The organism is Clostridium sp. YIM B02500, assembly GCF_022324665.1.
GTDB lineage: Bacteria > Bacillota > Clostridia > Clostridiales > Clostridiaceae > Clostridium > Clostridium beijerinckii.
Genome location: NZ_JAKGTE010000006.1, coordinates 73943 through 92150 on the forward strand (window position 1 = coordinate 73943; position 18208 = coordinate 92150).

Below are 18208 nucleotides of genomic sequence, written 5' to 3' on the forward strand. Positions count from 1 at the left end.
TCACTGAATTATTTAAGGAAGGCAAATAAGAACAACTCAATCATTTTTTAAGGTTAAGGCAAAAAAATATTTTTGGGATTTAAAATTATAGAAAATCTATGTAGTAAATGTGGAATTATTACTGAGATTATGGCTAATACTTAAAATGAAGAAGATTAAGAATTATAGGGATTCTATACGAAAACTTAACTTATACACGAATAAGTTAATAGTTGAAGTAGAAACCCTATGGATGGTTGTGAAGATTTCAAAAGATTTTTTAAAGGACTAACAGATAGACCAAAGAAGGGAGGAAGTTTGTCAAAACTAGCAACAGTATAAAACTTGAAAAGCAGATTAGATTACTTCAATGAAAGTAGTATATTCTTTTAGAATCACAAAATAAAACACATTAAACATGGAATTAAACAAGTTTTATAAAGTTTTATAAGGTTTTGGCAACGGTATTATGGCATACGAAAAAGCAGATCGCCGGGTGAAATATACAAAAATGATTATAAAAAACAGTTTACTGGAACTTATGAAAGAGCGTCCTATCAGCAAAGTTACAGTGACAGATATATGCAAAAAAGCAGATATCAATCGCAATACTTTTTATTCACATTATGCTAATCAGTTTGAACTTCTTTCAAATATTGAAGGTGAGTTATATGAAGAAATCAGACAGGTTGCGGAACGTACTTTGAACCTTGAAACTTATGAAAAACTATCATATGAAATTTGCAAGTATATAAAAGCAAATAGCAATATATGTGGAGTATTATTTTCAGAGAACGGGGATAAAGAATTATTGAAACGTATTATTTATATCAGCCACGAATTAAATATTGAGAAATGGAAGAAGGAAGAAAAATATATTGATCAAAAACTATTTGATAATTGGTATACATTTACCGCATATGGCACTATAGCCGTAATAGAAAAGTGGGTCAATAGTGGGATGAAGGAAAGTCCAAGTAAAATTGCTGCTTTTATTAATAAAGCGACAGAAGCAGTATCGAAAGATTTTTATTGATACTCTCTAGAACTATCTGTATCAATAGCTACCCCAAGTTTAGCTGATATATATGTTGCAATTCACAATGCACATTTCACAATTCACAATTACAGCTAAAATTTTTGTAATATTTCTAGAATTATGATGAAGGATTATTTTTGCAATATATATATTATATTATATTATATTATATTATATTATTTAACTTGTTAATTGATGATGATAACCGATAAATTGTACAATAACGAAAGAACAAAAGGGAGTTTGCTTGGATCTATAAGATTTATACATATTTATCCAATAAATTTCCGTTTATTCCAATATTTTGACGTTTTATTCCATTTATATTTACATTATTATAAAAATGTGCTTATTATAAGTTATAGAAACAAAATATGTAAATTAATTTGATGAGGCTGAAAGATGTAAAAAGGCAGAATAGTAATTAATATAGAAAGTCAATTTGATTTTTCTAATCTATTATTATCTATATTATTTTTCTAAGTAATATGCCTATATACTATGGGGCTCATAAAGAAATTTATAGAATTTTAATCATTGTTATTATGTTTGTTTTATTATGCATAATAATCATGAAATCATTATTAAAAATAAAGGGATGAGCGAAAATGTCTCTAACTGAAAAAATAGCAAATAAAATCGGTAATAATGCAAAATCATTTTTGAATGTTAATGAAGATCAGGAACAGATAATCGTATATGGAGCAATAAATTTGTTTCAAATGCTATTTGCTATCTTATGGGTCATAATTGCTGGGTTGCTTTTTGGAGTGTTTTATGAAGCTTTAATATTTTCTATTAGTGCCAGTATTCTTAGAAAATATTCAGGTGGTGTACATGCATCCTCGCCAAGCCGATGTGTTATAATAGGAACATTTTCAGCAGTATTAGCTGGAATTTTAATTAATAATATATTTTACAGCATAAATAGTATTAATGTAGCAGTAATAAGCGGTGCTATTATAATATTTGCATTTATAACAGTTTTTAGAAATGCACCTGTAGATAGTATTAAGAAGCCTATTAAAAATATTGAAACTAGAAGACAATTTAAGAGGAAATCTATTTTTACTATATTTATTTTTTTATTCATAATAATAATTTTATTCATACTCAACGAAAAGTTTTCAGAATTGTATTACATAAAATTAATAGAAAGTATTGGAGTTGGAGTCTTATGGCAGACTATTACTCTTACTAAGAATGGAATAAACTTTTTAAACAAAGTTGACTCCGCCTTAAAATACATAATTGAGGGAATGGGAACATCCGTGACACCAAAGGCAAAGTAACTTTAAAAATAGGATAAACAAAACAATCATTTTATAGTAGAAATATGATTGTTAAAATATACATGAAAATAAGCATGTGGAAGATGACAATGCAAAAAGGAGAAAATGTAAAAACAATTTGAAATAGTGATTAATATAGAAAATACTTTAACGTTTAAATATAGAAAATATTAAATGAAAGTGAGGAATGTAATGTTTAGATTTACTTGCGTAGATTTCTTTCTTAGACTTATTCCAGAATCATTTATTTTAATATGGGGGATACACATATTTTCTAAAAAAACTATTGATATGTTTAAATACATACTTTCAAGTTTAATGTTAGCTGTATCGTATTTTATTATAAGATGTTTGCCTATATATTTTGGAGTGCATACAGACATTTGTATAATGCTAACTATAATTATTGTCATGTTCATTATTGATATACCTTTAATAAAAAATGTGATAGGAACTTTGTTATTATATTTTATACTTTCTTTAAGTGAGACTATGAACATGTTATTACTAAGTGGCCTAAATATAGACACAGATATTTCTGTTTTACAGCCAATAACAAGATTCATATATGGGATTCCAAGCTTAATTATATTTATAATATCAATCATAACTCTGAAATTTGTACTAAAAAATAAGAAAGTCATTCCAAATTATCTTTAATATAAATATAGAATGAAGAGGAGGTGAAATTAATGAATAATATTTTTAGAACTTTGTTAATTAAATTTACATCAAATATTTGTGAAAGAATGGCACTAAGAGTTTCAGCATCAGCATGCAGCTGGGGAGCCTATCAACCTGAAGAACCAGAATGTTTAAGAGATATTAAGAATCATTAATATCAATGCTAAAAGTAAAAATTGTCATAAATTCAAGTGACAATTTTTACTTTTAATAATTATTTATTGAAAGGAATATGCATATGGATAATTATACAAATAAACACAATAATAAATTAGAAGAAATGATGTGTTTTATTAAAGTCGCAATTATAGTATTTGTTAGCATAATAATACATATGAATTTGCCAGAGTATTGGTCAAGTTTATATATACATGGAAATACTCAATGTAACATTTATATAACAGTTTTTTCTTCGCTCTTTATTGGAATAAATTTCATTTTGTGTTTAATAATTACTGGCGTAGTCTTACAAAAAGGAATTTTATTAAAGAATTCATGGTTAATAGATAATATTATTTTTATATTTATTATATCTATACCTATATATTTATCCAAAGCATATCAAAGTGAATGTAAATATTTATTTCTGCTATTAATAATATATTCAATTATTCAATATGGTTCTAAATGTGGGATAGTAACAGCACTTTTTTCTTGTGGTATTATTCTTGGAGCGGATTTATTATATGCTTCTTTAGAGAATGGGGTTAATATATATTTTCAAAAAGATTTCATAATGTGTGGTGTATTTATTCTTGTTGCGTGGATTCTTGGATATTATGTTAATATTGAAGCTGAAAATAATAAAAAGAAAGATGAAACTCTTAATACATTAAGCAATGAAAAAAAAGAGATGGAATCTCTATTATTAAATAATAAAATTTGTTATGATATGTTATTTGAAAATTCATTAAACTCAATTATTGTGCATACAAATGGAGAAGTTATATATGCTAATGCAAGTGCAACTAAATTATTAGGTTTAAAGGGAGAGAACTTTTATAATCATTATTTATCGGAAGTTAACAAAGATATTAAAAAGAAATATTCAAGTATTAGCCATAATAAGCTTGTAAAGATTACAAGTGAGGAGAGCATATTAAATTCTGATGGTGAATTCATTCCGGTGATTAATACATCATCTTTTTTTACTTATAAAGGAAAACCATCAGTTTTGACATTTTTAAGAGATATAACATCTGAAAAGAAAGTTGAATCGCTACAAGAAGATATAGAAAAAAATCTAAAGTTACTTAATGAGTCAAGAGAATTTAACAATCTTATAATGAACTTTTTTACTAATATGTCTCATGAGCTTAAGACACCTGTTAATGTAATTTATTCAGCAGTTCAAACTGTAAATGTTTATTTTGGGAACTATAATTTGGAAAATATGAAGAAATGTAAATTATACTTTAAAACAATGAAACAAAATTGTTTAAGACTGATTAGAATAATAAATAATTTCTTAGATGTAACTAAGTTAAATTCTGATTCTGGATTTATTAGAATAAAAAAGAGAAATGGTAATATTGTAAATATTATTGAAGAGATCACTCAATCTGTGGCATCTTATGTCAATGATAAAGATATAACACTTATATTTGATACAAACGTTGAGGAAAAGATCATGGGATTTGATCATGATATGATGGAACGTATAATGCTTAATTTAATATCGAATGCTCTTAAATATAGCCATTCTAAAGGAAATATATATGTTGATTTTATAGATAAACAAACAAGTGTTATCGTTAAAGTAAGGGATGAAGGGGATGGCATTCCAAAGGACAAACTTAATTTTATATTTGAACGTTTTGGTAAAGTAGATAACACTCTTTCAAGAAAATGTGAGGGAACTGGAATAGGATTATATCTTGTTAAATCTTTTGTTGAAATGCATGGTGGGAAAATAAGTGTTTCAAGTGTTGAAGGACAAGGCAGTGAATTTATAATAGAATTACCAGTAGAATTGATTAAAAATGAAGAAGAAGAAGATAAAATTCTGTTTAAAACTAATATAGAAAAAATACAAATAGAATTTTCAGATATATACTCGCTACAAAGTTAAAAATATAGATAGTACTTTAAACTGGATATGAGCTGTGGGGATAAAGGTAAATTGTAATTTGGAAGGAAGATAAGCAAATGGACAATTCAAAATACGAAATTAAAATGAATAGATATCCTGAAAAAATTATTTCAGAAGCATGGGAGAAAGCAGATAAAACACAAAAAACGGTATTAATTAATTCCTGTGAATTAGATTTTTCTATTGAAATAGATGGGCGTGAAAATACAAGTAATGATATAGTGGTGAGTTTTTTACTGAATATAAGAGAAGTTGATAATATAGTACAAGAATTTTGTAAGAATTCTTTTCAACATGGTAAATTTGATATTAGAAACTATATGGTTTCTCTTGAGTGGATTACTTTTGAGACAGACAAAGTAGTAATGGGGTATTGGGGTGAATTTGTAAATATAGAATTAAGAGCTATATTTTCAATAAAAAATGGCGTATGGGAGAAAATAGATATATATTATCAATAATTTTGGTCATAATTAAATAGTTAAATTATAAATATTAATAGTAAAATTGATAATAAGTTTAAGTGACAAATTTCAATTTATCGAGATGCCTATAAAGAGTTTTCAGGAAGAAAGTTTACGTATTTTATAAATTAAGAATAGTATCGAATGAATGAAGACCAGATGAGTATAAATATGAATTAGAAATGTGCGAGCATTATTATATAGATGAGGATGAAGGTCAGGAAGTTAGAAGTTTATGTTTTAAAACTGGTAATGGATATAACGCTTCAAATGGGGTTATAACTAATGTAAAAAATACTATATTAAAATATAATTTAGAATAGGGAATGTTAATTGTTAAAAATAATTGACAAATAAATACGCTGTAACTATAATGGTTACAAGGAGGGAATATTTATGATGCAGATTAGCAGTAGATTTACTGTAGCAATTCATATTCTTGCTGCCTTGGAAATTAGCAATGATGTTTGTACATCTGAAGTGATTGCAGGTAGCATACAGAATAACCCAGTTGTTGTAAGGCGGATTATTGGTATGCTAAAAAAGGCTGAACTGGTTGATGTCAATAGTGGAGGTGGCGGTGCCTATCTTCTAAAGCCAGTTGAAGATATTACTCTTTTTGATGTATATAAAGCAGTTGATGTAGTTGAAGACGAAAAGCTCTTTCAGATACATGAAAATACTAATCAGGAATGTATTATAGGTGCAAATATTCAAGATGTATTAATGTTAATGTTACCCAAAGCTCAATCGGCGATGGAAGAGGTATTAAAAAGTTATACAATGGCAGATATTGTTGCAGGTATATTAGAAAAAAAGTTGAATTGAAAGATTCAATTTTTTTTAGAACCATTGTAACTGGAATTGTTACAGTTACAATGGCGGTTGTGTTAATGCAAGATATTCAAGCATAAATAAATGAAATTCATGTGTATGCAAGCAAGTAGAAATTTATCGGATTGCTATATCTAAAATTATCTAGATAGTAAATCAGCATAGTGCAATAAAAGAAAAAATAAATGTAAGAGGAAGGAAAACTAACATGAAAACATTATTTGATAAAACAGTTATTAATAGTATGGAAATTAAAAATCGCTTTATTCGTTCAGCGACACAGGAACTTATGGCTCATGAGGATGGTCACTTAAATGATAGGCTGTATGAACTGTATGAAAATCTTGCTAAGGGAGGTGTTGGTTTAATTATTACAAGTGGTGCTTATATTACAGCAGATTCTAAATCCATGCCTGGACAAATTGGTTTCTACAACGATAATTTTATAGAGGAATACCAAAAACTTACAGATACAATTCATGGCCATGAAAGTAAAGTATTGCTTCAGGTCAGCTATGGTACTAAAAATGGTCAAAATCTAAAACCAGATGATGTTTCTTTGGAAGATATAGAAGCAATCATTTCTGCATTTGGAGATACAGCAGCTAGAGCTGAGAAAGCTGGTTTCGACGGAGTAGAGATTCACGCTGCACATGGATTCTTTCTGAGCCAATTTTTGAGTAGTAGAACAAATATGAGAACCGATCAATATGGAGGAACTCTTGAAAATAATGCAAGGATAATTATTGAAATATATAATGCCATAAGAAGTAGAACAAGTAAAGATTTCGTTGTGTTTTTAAAAGTTAATAGTTTCGATGAAATTGATAGCGAAAAAGCTTTTGAGAGTTGCCAATATATCTGTAGTCAACTTTCTGATTCTGGAATCGATGGGATAGAAATAAGTGGTGAGGGTGAAGCTTCAGATTATAAGGAATCTATATACAGGGATTATGCAGCTAAAATTTCTGCATTAAATAATAATATCCCGATAATTTTGGTGTGCAAAAACAGAACACCTGACACTATGGTGCAGATACTAAATTCAACAGGGGTAGAATATTTTGCTTTATCAAGACCATTAATTCGCCAACCGGATTTAGTAAATCTTTGGATGAAGGATTTAAATGAAGTACCAAAATGTATATCATGTTCAAAATGTATGCAATCAAATGGAACATCATGCATTTTTAACAAAGATTGATTTATCATAAACATTTGTTAAAGATAAATAAATGTTTATGATTCAATTGTTACAATATCTGTATTTGTAAAGACATTAGAGTAAATAATTAAGTAAAACTAAAATTTAAGGAGCGATGAAAAATGGATTTTTTAGAATTAGCGAAAAAAAGATACTCAGCTCGTAAGTATGACGGGAAAAAAGTTGAAGATGATAAGTTGGAAAAAATATTGGAAGCTGCAAGAGTTGCACCTTCTGGAAGTAACAAACAACCTGTTAAATTACTTGTATTAAAAGATGAAGAGGAATTAGAAAAAGTTTCAAAGGCGGCACGAATCTACGGGGCACCACTTATTATAGTCGCATGCGGTGACCACAATATTGCAGGAGTTATATCTTTTAACAACAAAAGTGTAGTTGATATTGACACAAGCATTGCAACTGATCATATGATGATGGAAGCAACCTCTCTTGGATTAGACAGTGTTTGGATTTGTAGTTTCGACCCAGAAGTTATCAGACGTGAATTTAATTTGCCTGATCATATTGAACCAATTAATGTTCTGGCAATAGGTTATGCAGTTGGAGAACCGGCTTCTCCAAATCGTCATGATAAAACCCGCAAATCTTTAGATGATCTCATATTATAATTTAAATAACTATAACAAAAACTTCGATAATATTGAGAAGGTTCCAATTGAAAATACATTATCCAAGGAATTCTAGACTTAGATGAACTTTCAGACAAGCTTCTAGATGATCTGCATTTGTAGGAGTAGGATATTCTATAGATGATATTAATAAGTATAAATAATCAATGGTACAAATAAAGTTTAAAGGCAATAAACATTCAAAATCAATGAAGTGCCCCCCAAATGTTAGACATATGATACACTCATATTTAATATTTGGAGGGCACTTCATAATGTTTATTGCCTTTTTCTTAAGCTACGTTATGAGAATCATCATTAGGACTATCAGTATCAATAGCTACTCCAAGTTTAGCTGATATTATAGTATTTAACCTATTAATTGATGAGGATAAGTTATCAATTTGTCTTTCTAAGCGTATTAGCAAATATGCTGCTACAGCTATAGCAAAGCCATTGTTAACCATAAGATTAATTAAATCAGTTACCTGCATATATATCCACCTCCTTTTAATGGATATATGAATGTATATAAACAATTTTAAAATAGTTAATGAAATTATTATATATACGTTGCAAAAATAATTCTTCATCATAATTCTAAAAATATTACAAGAATTTTAGCCGCAATTGTGAATTGTGAAATGTGCATTGTGAATTGCAATATATATAAATAATTAGATATAAAATAAATTATTGAGTTTCACGCAGCTGATGGATACAACAAATAGTGAGAAGAAATGAGCATTATAGATAACTCAACTATAATCTATACTTATGCGTATGCATCACCGAAATCATAAATATTTTGTTCCGAAAAGCCAAGAACCTTTAACAGCTCATTTTCAAATGTTTTCTACACAAATATATTTATAATTTCTAGTAAAGATATGAACTCAAGTTTTAACAAATTTGTAAATGCATATTATATAATAGGTAAATATTATTAAAAGGAATACTTAGAGCAATAAGAGCTTTTGGTATTCTTTTTTTATTTTTATGAATGTACTAAGCTACTAAGCAATAGGGCGCAAGAATTTTCATAAGGCTTTGTAAAATTTAGAGAGATATTTAAAACAAGCTCAAAACATTTAGTCAATATTCTTATATTCTATTTTCAATAAACGTAGGTTACGTATTGTGATTACATTACATTTGATGGGGGAGGACTTGGGATAATGAAAACAGTTTTGAAATTTGATTAACATGTATATTATTAAAACAGTAAATTATAATTGAGGAAAATATAGTAAAAAATAATAAAAAATTGTAGTATAATAATAGTGCCATAGCACGATTAAATCATAAACTTAACTATTATAGAGAATTAACTTTGCAAATAATAGGTTTTGAAGTAGATCAACTTAAAGAAGGAAATATTGCAACTGAAAATAAACTTAGAGTGTTTAAGTATTGTTTAGATTCATTAATCGTACAGATTCACAAAAGCAACAACTTAAATTTATAAATGAGATTAAATATTGATTATTATAAGTAAGCATCCCATTAATTCATATAATGAGATATGTTGTAAGATTATAATTAGGCTAATACTACGAAGCTGAGATTCGGTATAGTAAATAAAAATGTTCTTTGAGCATTGATTTGAAAACATATTGTGAGGATTAATTAAAAGATAAATTATAATTTGTCGGAGGATATGATGTTATTGTAGCAATTATATCTTTTGGTAGCGTCTCTAGTACTATTCTGCGAAAAACATAGGTACTTTTTTTTCTCTAAGATAGGGTAATTATATCCATCAAATCTAGAAAAGGCGACATTGGTAGCTTTAAGTTTTATGTCATATAAGCTTAGATGAAGTAATTAAGAAAAATCTATGAGGTGATGTTATGAATACAAAGAATTATGTTTTTGATGCAATTGAATATTTAGAAAAACACTTGCTTGAGGGAGTTTCATTAGAACAACTTGCGAAGCAGTTTAATTTTTCTAAATTTCACTATGCGAGATTATTCAAAGCAGTGTTGGGAGAGAATATTGGGGATTATCAAATGAAGCGTAGGCTTACAATTGCAGCGATGAGCTTATTAGAGACAAGAGATAGTATATTGAATATAGCTATAATGTGTGGATATAGTTCTCAGGAAAGTTTTACCCGTATGTTTAAGGCATATTTTGGTATTACACCAAAGGATTATCGTGACAATAAGATTGAATATTTAAATTTATATAAATATTCAATTACACAGGAAGACATCGAGAGGGTGATGTCATATGGAACAGCAACAGAATATCAAATAATACATAAAAATTCTTTTGAGATAACAGGATTATTGTATCATGGGGATAATAAAAAACATGATGTTGCACGTATTTTTAATCAAACTGCTCAAAAAGTGCAATTGGATAAAATATACAATCAAATTGATGGGGTTTACGGATTGGATTTTTGTAAAAATGAAGAAGTGAGGAGTTATGAGTTCGATTTTATCGCTGGAATTGATAGTCGATATTTTAGTCAGATTGACAGGAAAGATGCTCAATTAGTACATAAATATATACCGGAGAATGATTATGCAGTATATTCCTTAACAAATATAATCGAAAAGATACAGATTCAGATACAGAGAAACTGGTTTAGCTTACTTAATGATGAATTGTATGTCCCGTGCGATAATTACGCATATGAGTTTTATCCCAATGGTTTTGTACCTAATCAAAAAAATATTGAGGCATATCTTTTTATTCCGATAACAGCAAGATAGGTCAAAAAATCTTTTACTCGGATTGTTATAATAAAGAAAAGTAAGAGGAGGTAATAATATGACTGAACTTGAAAATTTTATTTTGGAAGGTAGTATCAAAAAATTACTCTTTAAGTTTTCTATTCCTGCCATAAGTGTATTTTTAGCTAATGTATTATATAACATTATTGATGCAATTTTTATAGGTAATCAGCCTAATGGTAGCTTAGGAATTGCAGCTTTAACTATAGTCTTTCCTATTCAACAAATAATACTGGCGCTTTCTCAAATGATTGGAGTTGGAATTGCTTCTATAACTTCTAGAAGTCTTGGAGCTGGAGATAAACTAAGAGCAGAAAAGGCTGTGGGAACCGCATTAACATCCTCTGTTTTATTAGGAATTTTAATTATGGTTATAGGACTGGTTTTCATAAGACCTATGTTATATATCTTTGGTTCCTTGGAAAATATACTACCTTATGCTGTAACATTCTTTATAATTACTTTATATTGCAGTGTTTTTTTCGTTTTTAGTATTGTTGCTAATAGCATCATACAATCAGAAGGACATGCTAATATTGCTATGATAAGTATGATAATAGGGCCTGTAATTAATATTCCATTAGATTATATATTGGTTACAAGACTTCAATATGGTATAAAAGGAGCTGCAATTGCTACAGACATTTCGCAAATAATATGTTTCATATTTTTACTAGTATACATCTGTTTGAATAGCAAAATTTTGGGGGTAAAAGTTAAAAATTTAACAATTAATATAAAATTATTAAAGGAAGCTATTTCCTTAGGATTATCTACGTTTATGACTCAACTGGCTTATGGAATTCTAGCCATAGTATTAAATAATTCATTAAAAATTTATGGAGGATCTGACTTATATGTTTCTGCAATTGGTATATATAATCGTGTATTCGGGTTTATTACCATTACTATGTATGGAATTAGACAAGCTCTTCAGCCTATTATAGGATTTAATTATGGTGCTAAAAAATTCGATAGAGTAAAACAAAGCTTAAAGCTTGCAATTTTAGGATCAGTTGCAATTTCATTGGTATTTTTAGTTATAATTATTAGTTTTACAAATAAAATAGCGGGTGTTTTTACAACTGATAATGAATTAATAGTATTGACGGTTCCTATTTTAAGATTACTGATACTTATGAGTCCTTTAGTAGGTGTTCAAGTAATTGCTTCAAGCTTTTTTCAGTATATTGGCAAACCTAAGCCTGCATTATTTTTATCAATAATGAAACCAGTTTTATTTGTAATACCATTAATGTTAATCATCCCAATATTTCTTAAAGTCACTGGTATTTTTGTATCTGTTCCATTAGCTGATTTTCTTGCTGCAATGATATCTTTTATTTTTATATATCGTGAGATAAAAAAGATGAATAAATTAAACTTAATTGAAGGAGAAAATAAAAATTCACATTCCAAGCTTTGTTGATATTATGGTACTAAGTTTATTGTTGAAGCCCATAATCCATTAATTTGTTTTCTATTTAGTACCGCCTTCATTTACAATGTGATTATGGTAATAATCTATAGCAATATCAACTATGGTGCTGACACATATGTTAATGTCTGGATGAATGCTTTTTAATTTCATTTACAGCTTTAGCAATTAGAAATTCTACTTTTCAGGATGACTTAAAATGTTCTTTGTTAGAGAATGGGATACTAAATAAATGTCAGGGTTGTAGTCTTAGATATATTTGTGATGGAATTGATGAAGTGGTTGATAGCTATGTGGAGGAAACTACTGAGGTTATAAATAATTTTAGTTTTGAATAAAGTGTATATTTAATATTTAAAATTATGGGAATATAATATAAATCACATTGTAATAATAACAGCTCCAAGGATAAAAAAATTAACGTTGGAGCTGTTAGACGTTTAGCTTTAATAATAAAATGAAATATTATTGTGAATTTTTCTTAAAATATTTTTCTTTCTTACAATAGCAGTAGAATAGCACATATTTTTTATATGGGCATAATCCAGAACAGTATAATTTTTAAAGAATACAAAATCTATAAGTTCCTTCTCATCTTTAGTTAAATTTTTTAGAGCTAGTCTTAAGTCTTCATAATCACACATCTCACATAATGAAGTTTCAGGAGAGATTTCTTGCGATGGGATGTCCTTTTCAAAATTATCATGTAAGCTTAGAGCTTTATTGCCTTCAGTAGAGCTTCTAGTTTTAATTCTCTTAATCAAATCATTTATATTATTTTTGATGGCATTGGTAGCATAAGCAACAAATCTATGCTTTTCTAAGTTGTACATAGAGATAGATTTAAAAAGTGATTGATAACACTCCTGAATAATGTCATATGAGTTATATCCATCAATGAAAGTTCTTTTTGAGATATTATAAATTAATGGTCTAAATTCTTCAGCTAATTTTTCCTTTGCTCCTTCATCATTATCCTTGCACCTAGTAACTAAAGTTTCGATATAATTAAAATCCATATAAACCTCCTTCATACATAAGATCTATAAAATTAATGAATTATTTTACATATATTGTGTTTAATGTTAAATTAATCTCTACATATAGTATATATGGTTAAAATCTATATAACGTATATGAAAAACTAAAAAATTAAAGATTATAGAGGAGATGTGTAAAATGAGTAATTTTATAGTAGCTGTAGGTCACACTGCAAGTGGGAACATTGGATGTGGAGTTATTGGAATAGTTATAATTGCGAGGACTGCTATATTAGAGCAAACGAAGCTAATGAAATTACAAAGGCATTGGATGTTGAACTATATGTTGAGATTCATATTAATGCTGGGGGCCAGAGCTTTGCGTTACGGGTCAATCGGAAGTTGCAAATCAATATGCAGCTAAAGTATGTAATGTATTAGTATTAGCAAGTGCTTTGAATTTACCTAACAGAGGCATACAAGGAATTTTATTGTGCTTAATAGAACTGTTATGCCTGCAATTTTAGTTGAGTGTTTGTTTGCTGACAGTGATGACGCAGAAGTTTATAATGATGAAGTTATTGCAAGAGCTATTGTTAGTGGATTAGTTGGAGTAGACAGCTCAGGTAGTGGAGAATGGAAAGTGGGATGGAATCATGATGATGTTGGCTGGTGGTATTGTATAAGCTTGGATAATAAAGCTACTATACATCAAAATATAGTTGGAAAGAGATTGATTGAGAGAGGTATATCTTTGATGATAAAAGATATGCTTTTCAGAATTCCAGGTACCATGATGAAAACATTAATACCTGGTATTACTTAGATGACAGTTGTAAGATGGCTAGAGGGACAAAGGATAAACCTTTGTGGAAGTGGATTGATGATTGGTATGCTTTTGGAGAGGATGGGAAGATGTATAGTGATTGTGTTACTCCTGATGGATATAGCATTAATTCAAGTGGAGACTGGATAAAATAATAGTTGTATAGTAGTACTGTTAAACTAAAAAGGTAATAAAAATCATAAGATGTTATATTTACTACCTTTAGCTTTTGTTTGAAAGCTTTTTAGTAAATTCTATAAAATAAAAAATTAACTCTACAATGTGCAATTTATAAATTATAATTAAGTTAATGCAATTTGGCAAAATTATGCTTAGAGATTTATTGAGATTAGGAGATATTTATAATGAAAATATATGATAGAGATTATTGCCAGCTTACTAAGGAAGAAAATGAAGAGTATATGAAAATGAAAGAAAAAGAAATTATTAAGAGAATAGGAACTCGTGGATTAACGTTTAGAAAAAATTTATTTCATGAATATCCTAAAGCAGCTAGACATTATGAGCATTTATTTCCAAATTATTATCTAGATATTCTTGAGCTAAAAGACATCGACACTTTAAATAGAAAAAGTGAGGATTTTAATGAGTTATTAGCAAATGAATGTAAAGAACAAGATATTTTAAAATTTATTAAAGAAAAGGAAGCATATTTCATAATAGCATCAATTTTAAAACGTAATTATCATTTTGGACATCATGAAGCTTATATAATACCTGAATTTCAACTAGGTACCAATTATAGAGCTGACTATTTATTAATAGGAAGAAGTTCTGGAGGATATGAATTTGTTTTTGTTGAGTTAGAAAGTCCTAAAGGTAATGTAATTAGAAGAGATGGAAATTTAGGAGAGGTATTTAGAAAAGGAATTGAACAGGTGAACGATTGGAGAAGATGGCTTCAAAGAAATTATTCAGCACTAAGAGAAATATATAAAGGACATTTAAAATCAGGGGATCAACTACCACCAGAATTTATAGATTATGATAACTCAAGGATTCATTATGTTGTTATTGCTGGGAGGCGTAATGACTTTAAGGAACTAACATATAATATAAAAAGAGAATATTTACATGACCAGGATATATTATTGCTACATTATGATAATTTGATTGATTTTTCTATAGCTATTGCTGGAGAAGCAACATATTAAAAATAGAAAAACATTTAGTTAAAATGTGATACAATTTATGTATATGAAATGAAAGGTGGAACGAAAATGGCACAACAAAATGATGGAGCTTTAGATTTTGCATCTAAATTGTGGAGCACATGTGATAGATTAAGAAATAATATGGAAAGTGCTGATTATAAGCATATAGTTTTAGGACTTATATTTTTAAAATATATTTCAGATTCATTTGAAGCTAGATATAATGAATTAGAGGAATTTGTTAAAGATCCTAGCAATGATGACTATTATTGTGAAGGTGAAGAAGATAGAGCGGATATACTTGAAGATAAGGATGAATACTCTTCACAAAATATATTTTATGTTCCAGAAGAAGCAAGATTTAGTTACATATTAAAGAATGCAACTCAAACTGATATTGGTAAGATAGTTGATAATGCAATGGAACTCATAGAAAAAGAAAATCCAAAACAATTAAAAGGTGTTTTAAATAGAGTTTATACAAAGGCACCATTAGACCCACATACTTTAGGCGAAGTTGTTAAAACAATTGGGAGCATACAATTATATAATAAAGACGAAGAAATTGATGTTCTAGGAAGAGTATATGAATATTTCTTAGGGAGATTTGCACAACAAGAAGGAAAAGGAGGTGGAGAATTCTTTACTCCAGATTCTGTTGTTAAGCTCCTTGTAGAAATGACAGAACCTTTAAATGGTAGAGTTTATGATGGATGCTGCGGATCAGGCGGTATGTTTGTTCAATCACTTAAGTTTTTAAAAGCACATGAAGGGCAAAGAAAAAATATTTCTATTTATGGTCAAGAATCTAATCCAACAACACTTAAACTTTGTAAGATGAACCTTGCAATTAGAGGATTAAGTGGAGATATTAGATATGGAAATACATATATAGATGATCAACATAAGGACCTTAGGGCTCAATATGTATTGGCTAATCCTCCTTTTAATGACAAACTATGGGGAGCAGATAGAACTAGTAAAGATGCAAGATGGACATATGGAGTAGCACCAGAAAATGATGCAAATTACACATGGCTACAACATTTCTTATACCACCTAGATAGTGAAGGGATTGCAGGAATAGTACTTGCAAATGGTTCGATGACTACATCACAAACTGCAAATGCAGAAATAAGAAAAGGTATGATTGAAAAAGGAAATGTAGTAGATTGTATGGTGGCTTTACCACCACAATTATTTTATACAACAGGTATTCCAGCATGTCTTTGGTTTATGAGAAAAGGTAGAGGAACTAAAAATGAAATCCTATTTATAGATGCTAGAAAAATGGGAACCATGATTGACAGAGTTTTAAGGAAGCTAACAGATGAAGATATAAAGACAATAGCAGATACTTATCATAATTGGAGAAAAGGTGAAAACTACGAAGATGTTCAAGGCTTCTGTGCATCAGTAACTAGAGAAACCATAGCAGAAAATGACTATGTATTAGCTCCAGGAAGATATGTTGGAATTGAAGAAGTTGAAGATGATGGTGAATCATTTGAAGAGAAAATGGAAAGATTAACAACTACTTTATCAGATCAAATTAAGAAGAGCAGAGAGCTTGATGATGAGATTATAAAGCAGCTTGGGGGACTAGGTTATGAGCTATAGTGAATGGAAGATATGCAAATTTGATGATATATGTTTACAAATAACAGATGGATCACATTTGAGTCCTAAATCGGTAGAGTTAGGTATGCCAATGGCATCTGTAAAAGATATGAAAGAATATAATTTTGATATTAATAATTGTAGGAAAATTTCAAAAGAAGATTATTTAAAGCTTGTAAAAAATAATTGCAAACCTAACATTAATGATGTTTTATTAGCTAAAGATGGAAATACTTATTTAGATTCTTCTTTTGTTATGACTAAAGAAGAAGATATAGTAATATTGTCATCTATAGCTATTTTAAGACCTAATATCAATATGGTATTACCTGAATATTTAAATTATTTCTTAAAAGACAAAAGGAATAAACAATACATTAAAGATAATTTTGGATCAGGGTCTGCAATACCAAGAATAGTTTTAAGAGATATAAAAAAAATACCTATTTTGCTTCCAACTTTATACGAACAAAATGATATAGTAAATAAACTTATAGCAATTGATAATAAAATTAAATTAAATAATGAAATGAACAAAACCTTAGAAGAAATGGCACAAGCTATATTTAAATCGTGGTTTGTTGATTTTGTTCCGTTTAAGGATGGAGAGTTTGAAGAAAGTGAATTAGGAATGATACCTAAAGGATGGAAAATTTCCTTATTGAAAGATATTAGTAAAATAACTATGGGGCAATCACCAAGTTCGGAAACATATAACGAGTGTATGGAAGGATTAGCATTTTATCAAGGAGTTAAAGATTTTACAGATAGATTTCCATTAGTAAGCACATACTGTAGAGAACCTAAAAAAGTTGCTATGCCAGGAGAGATATTATTAAGTGTAAGAGCACCTGTGGGAAGAATTAATATATCAATGGAAAAGTGCTGTATTGGACGTGGATGTGCAGCTTTAAGTAGTGAAAAGCATGGAAATGGATTTTTATACTATCTATTAAAAAATATTAGGTGGGATAAATATGAGAGTGGTACAGTGTTTACTTCAATAAAAAAATCAGATATTGAAAACTATAAGGTTATTCTACCTAATGTAGAGGTTATTAAGAAGTTTAATAAGATAATTAACTCTTTAGATAATAGAATATTAAATAATTCTGTTCAAACTAGAGATTTGGAAGAAACTAGAGATATACTATTACCAAAACTTATTTCAGGAGAAATACAAATATAATCGTATATAAAAG

General features: G+C 28.5%; 20 protein-coding genes and 1 pseudogene. 18 read left to right on the forward strand and 3 right to left on the reverse strand.

What is annotated here, in order from left to right:
• Nucleotides 1-448 precede the first annotated feature (448 nt).
• Together L1S46_RS06740 and L1S46_RS06745 are read left to right on the forward strand one after the other, a co-directional pair.
• Nucleotides 449-1015 carry a TetR/AcrR family transcriptional regulator gene (locus L1S46_RS06740; protein ID WP_236887816.1) on the forward strand — a complete coding sequence of 189 codons (567 nt, stop codon included), beginning with the start codon at nt 449-451 and terminating at the stop codon, nt 1013-1015.
• A 611-nt stretch (nt 1016-1626) separates the two neighbouring features.
• Nucleotides 1627-2310: an accessory gene regulator B family protein gene (locus L1S46_RS06745; RefSeq protein ID WP_238899588.1), complete on the forward strand. Its 684-nt coding sequence runs from the start codon at nt 1627-1629 to the stop codon at nt 2308-2310.
• 170 nt (nt 2311-2480) lie between these two features.
• Here the strand turns inward: L1S46_RS06745 and L1S46_RS06750 are convergent, their stop codons facing one another.
• On the reverse strand, nt 2481-2918 hold the full coding sequence (locus L1S46_RS06750) for a hypothetical protein (protein WP_238899589.1): 438 nt from the start codon (nt 2916-2918) through the stop codon (nt 2481-2483).
• An 84-nt stretch (nt 2919-3002) separates the two neighbouring features.
• Here L1S46_RS06750 and L1S46_RS06755 point away from each other — a divergent pair, with 84 nt between their 5' ends.
• From L1S46_RS06755 to L1S46_RS06785, 7 genes are all read left to right on the forward strand, one after another.
• Entirely contained in the window at nt 3003-3149 is a 147-nt protein-coding gene (locus tag L1S46_RS06755; RefSeq protein ID WP_238899590.1) for a cyclic lactone autoinducer peptide, read from the forward strand.
• An 83-nt stretch (nt 3150-3232) separates the two neighbouring features.
• Entirely contained in the window at nt 3233-5065 is a 1833-nt protein-coding gene (locus L1S46_RS06760; protein ID WP_238899591.1) for a PAS domain-containing sensor histidine kinase, read from the forward strand.
• Between the two features lie 77 nt (nt 5066-5142).
• Nucleotides 5143-5547: a hypothetical protein gene (locus tag L1S46_RS06765; protein ID WP_077830513.1), complete on the forward strand. Its 405-nt coding sequence runs from the start codon at nt 5143-5145 to the stop codon at nt 5545-5547.
• 185 nt (nt 5548-5732) lie between these two features.
• On the forward strand, nt 5733-5873 hold the full coding sequence (locus tag L1S46_RS06770; RefSeq protein WP_238899592.1) for a hypothetical protein: 141 nt from the start codon (nt 5733-5735) through the stop codon (nt 5871-5873).
• Between the two features lie 76 nt (nt 5874-5949).
• On the forward strand, nt 5950-6378 hold the full coding sequence (locus tag L1S46_RS06775; protein ID WP_039773646.1) for an Rrf2 family transcriptional regulator: 429 nt from the start codon (nt 5950-5952) through the stop codon (nt 6376-6378).
• Between the two features lie 214 nt (nt 6379-6592).
• Nucleotides 6593-7588, forward strand: coding sequence for an NADH:flavin oxidoreductase (locus L1S46_RS06780; RefSeq protein WP_238899593.1), 996 nt, complete (start codon nt 6593-6595; stop codon nt 7586-7588).
• Between the two features lie 122 nt (nt 7589-7710).
• Nucleotides 7711-8217 (forward strand): nitroreductase family protein, encoded by a 507-nt coding sequence (locus L1S46_RS06785; protein ID WP_238899594.1) that lies wholly within the window; start codon nt 7711-7713, stop codon nt 8215-8217.
• Nucleotides 8218-8510: 293 nt separating this feature from the next.
• Here L1S46_RS06785 and L1S46_RS06790 read toward each other — a convergent pair whose 3' ends face one another.
• Nucleotides 8511-8711, reverse strand: a complete 201-nt coding sequence (locus L1S46_RS06790) for a YvrJ family protein (protein WP_012059349.1) — start codon at nt 8709-8711, stop codon at nt 8511-8513.
• A 1359-nt stretch (nt 8712-10070) separates the two neighbouring features.
• Here L1S46_RS06790 and L1S46_RS06795 point away from each other — a divergent pair.
• From L1S46_RS06795 to L1S46_RS06805, 3 genes and pseudogenes are all read left to right on the forward strand, one after another.
• Complete coding sequence (locus L1S46_RS06795) at nt 10071-10946, forward strand: AraC family transcriptional regulator (RefSeq protein WP_238899595.1); 876 nt, start codon at nt 10071-10073, stop codon at nt 10944-10946.
• A 58-nt stretch (nt 10947-11004) separates the two neighbouring features.
• Nucleotides 11005-12396: an MATE family efflux transporter gene (locus tag L1S46_RS06800; protein ID WP_238899596.1), complete on the forward strand. Its 1392-nt coding sequence runs from the start codon at nt 11005-11007 to the stop codon at nt 12394-12396.
• A gap of 167 nt (nt 12397-12563) precedes the next feature.
• A pseudogene (locus L1S46_RS06805) lies at nt 12564-12743 on the forward strand (hypothetical protein); the annotation flags it as partial.
• A 108-nt stretch (nt 12744-12851) separates the two neighbouring features.
• On the opposite strand, the gene L1S46_RS06810 reads toward L1S46_RS06805, so the two are convergent.
• Nucleotides 12852-13424, reverse strand: coding sequence for a sigma-70 family RNA polymerase sigma factor (locus tag L1S46_RS06810; RefSeq protein WP_238899597.1), 573 nt, complete (start codon nt 13422-13424; stop codon nt 12852-12854).
• A 160-nt stretch (nt 13425-13584) separates the two neighbouring features.
• On the opposite strand from L1S46_RS06810, the gene L1S46_RS26500 reads away from it, so the two are divergent.
• The 6 genes from L1S46_RS26500 to L1S46_RS06830 all read left to right on the forward strand — a co-directional run bounded on the left by L1S46_RS26500 (nt 13585) and on the right by L1S46_RS06830 (nt 18195).
• The gene (locus L1S46_RS26500; protein WP_343217242.1) at nt 13585-13809 is read left to right on the forward strand and encodes a hypothetical protein; all 225 of its coding nucleotides are present in this window, start codon (nt 13585-13587) and stop codon (nt 13807-13809) included.
• 69 nt (nt 13810-13878) lie between these two features.
• Nucleotides 13879-14211 carry a hypothetical protein gene (locus tag L1S46_RS26505; protein ID WP_343217243.1) on the forward strand — a complete coding sequence of 111 codons (333 nt, stop codon included), beginning with the start codon at nt 13879-13881 and terminating at the stop codon, nt 14209-14211.
• 14 nt (nt 14212-14225) lie between these two features.
• Entirely contained in the window at nt 14226-14366 is a 141-nt protein-coding gene (locus tag L1S46_RS26510; protein WP_343217244.1) for a hypothetical protein, read from the forward strand.
• Between the two features lie 210 nt (nt 14367-14576).
• Nucleotides 14577-15386: a Shedu anti-phage system protein SduA domain-containing protein gene (locus tag L1S46_RS06820; RefSeq protein WP_238899598.1), complete on the forward strand. Its 810-nt coding sequence runs from the start codon at nt 14577-14579 to the stop codon at nt 15384-15386.
• A 66-nt stretch (nt 15387-15452) separates the two neighbouring features.
• Nucleotides 15453-17006 carry a class I SAM-dependent DNA methyltransferase gene (locus tag L1S46_RS06825; RefSeq protein ID WP_238899599.1) on the forward strand — a complete coding sequence of 518 codons (1554 nt, stop codon included), beginning with the start codon at nt 15453-15455 and terminating at the stop codon, nt 17004-17006.
• The gene (locus L1S46_RS06830) at nt 16996-18195 is read left to right on the forward strand and encodes a restriction endonuclease subunit S (RefSeq protein ID WP_238899600.1); all 1200 of its coding nucleotides are present in this window, start codon (nt 16996-16998) and stop codon (nt 18193-18195) included. Before L1S46_RS06825 ends, L1S46_RS06830 begins: the two co-directional genes overlap by 11 nt.
• Nucleotides 18196-18208 lie beyond the last annotated feature (13 nt).

Excerpts from the sequence above, each read along its gene's own strand:
- L1S46_RS06825 (WP_238899599.1), top strand. The coding sequence starts at position 15,453 with ATGGCACAACAAAATGATGGAGCTTTAGATTTTGCATCTAAATTGTGG.
- L1S46_RS06830 (WP_238899600.1), top strand. The coding sequence starts at position 16,996 with ATGAGCTATAGTGAATGGAAGATATGCAAATTTGATGATATATGTTTA.
- L1S46_RS06790 (WP_012059349.1), bottom strand. The coding sequence starts at position 8,711 with ATGCAGGTAACTGATTTAATTAATCTTATGGTTAACAATGGCTTTGCT.
- L1S46_RS26510 (WP_343217244.1), top strand. The coding sequence starts at position 14,226 with ATGGCTAGAGGGACAAAGGATAAACCTTTGTGGAAGTGGATTGATGAT.
- L1S46_RS06775 (WP_039773646.1), top strand. The coding sequence starts at position 5,950 with ATGCAGATTAGCAGTAGATTTACTGTAGCAATTCATATTCTTGCTGCC.
- L1S46_RS06810 (WP_238899597.1), bottom strand. The coding sequence starts at position 13,424 with ATGGATTTTAATTATATCGAAACTTTAGTTACTAGGTGCAAGGATAAT.
- L1S46_RS06765 (WP_077830513.1), top strand. The coding sequence starts at position 5,143 with ATGGACAATTCAAAATACGAAATTAAAATGAATAGATATCCTGAAAAA.
- L1S46_RS06770 (WP_238899592.1), top strand. The coding sequence starts at position 5,733 with ATGTGCGAGCATTATTATATAGATGAGGATGAAGGTCAGGAAGTTAGA.
- L1S46_RS06785 (WP_238899594.1), top strand. The coding sequence starts at position 7,711 with ATGGATTTTTTAGAATTAGCGAAAAAAAGATACTCAGCTCGTAAGTAT.
- L1S46_RS06745 (WP_238899588.1), top strand. The coding sequence starts at position 1,627 with ATGTCTCTAACTGAAAAAATAGCAAATAAAATCGGTAATAATGCAAAA.
- L1S46_RS06740 (WP_236887816.1), top strand. The coding sequence starts at position 449 with ATGGCATACGAAAAAGCAGATCGCCGGGTGAAATATACAAAAATGATT.
- L1S46_RS06780 (WP_238899593.1), top strand. The coding sequence starts at position 6,593 with ATGAAAACATTATTTGATAAAACAGTTATTAATAGTATGGAAATTAAA.
- L1S46_RS06755 (WP_238899590.1), top strand. The coding sequence starts at position 3,003 with ATGAATAATATTTTTAGAACTTTGTTAATTAAATTTACATCAAATATT.
- L1S46_RS06795 (WP_238899595.1), top strand. The coding sequence starts at position 10,071 with ATGAATACAAAGAATTATGTTTTTGATGCAATTGAATATTTAGAAAAA.
- L1S46_RS06800 (WP_238899596.1), top strand. The coding sequence starts at position 11,005 with ATGACTGAACTTGAAAATTTTATTTTGGAAGGTAGTATCAAAAAATTA.
- L1S46_RS26500 (WP_343217242.1), top strand. The coding sequence starts at position 13,585 with ATGAGTAATTTTATAGTAGCTGTAGGTCACACTGCAAGTGGGAACATT.
- L1S46_RS06820 (WP_238899598.1), top strand. The coding sequence starts at position 14,577 with ATGAAAATATATGATAGAGATTATTGCCAGCTTACTAAGGAAGAAAAT.
- L1S46_RS06760 (WP_238899591.1), top strand. The coding sequence starts at position 3,233 with ATGGATAATTATACAAATAAACACAATAATAAATTAGAAGAAATGATG.
- L1S46_RS06750 (WP_238899589.1), bottom strand. The coding sequence starts at position 2,918 with ATGATTGATATTATAAATATAATTAAGCTTGGAATCCCATATATGAAT.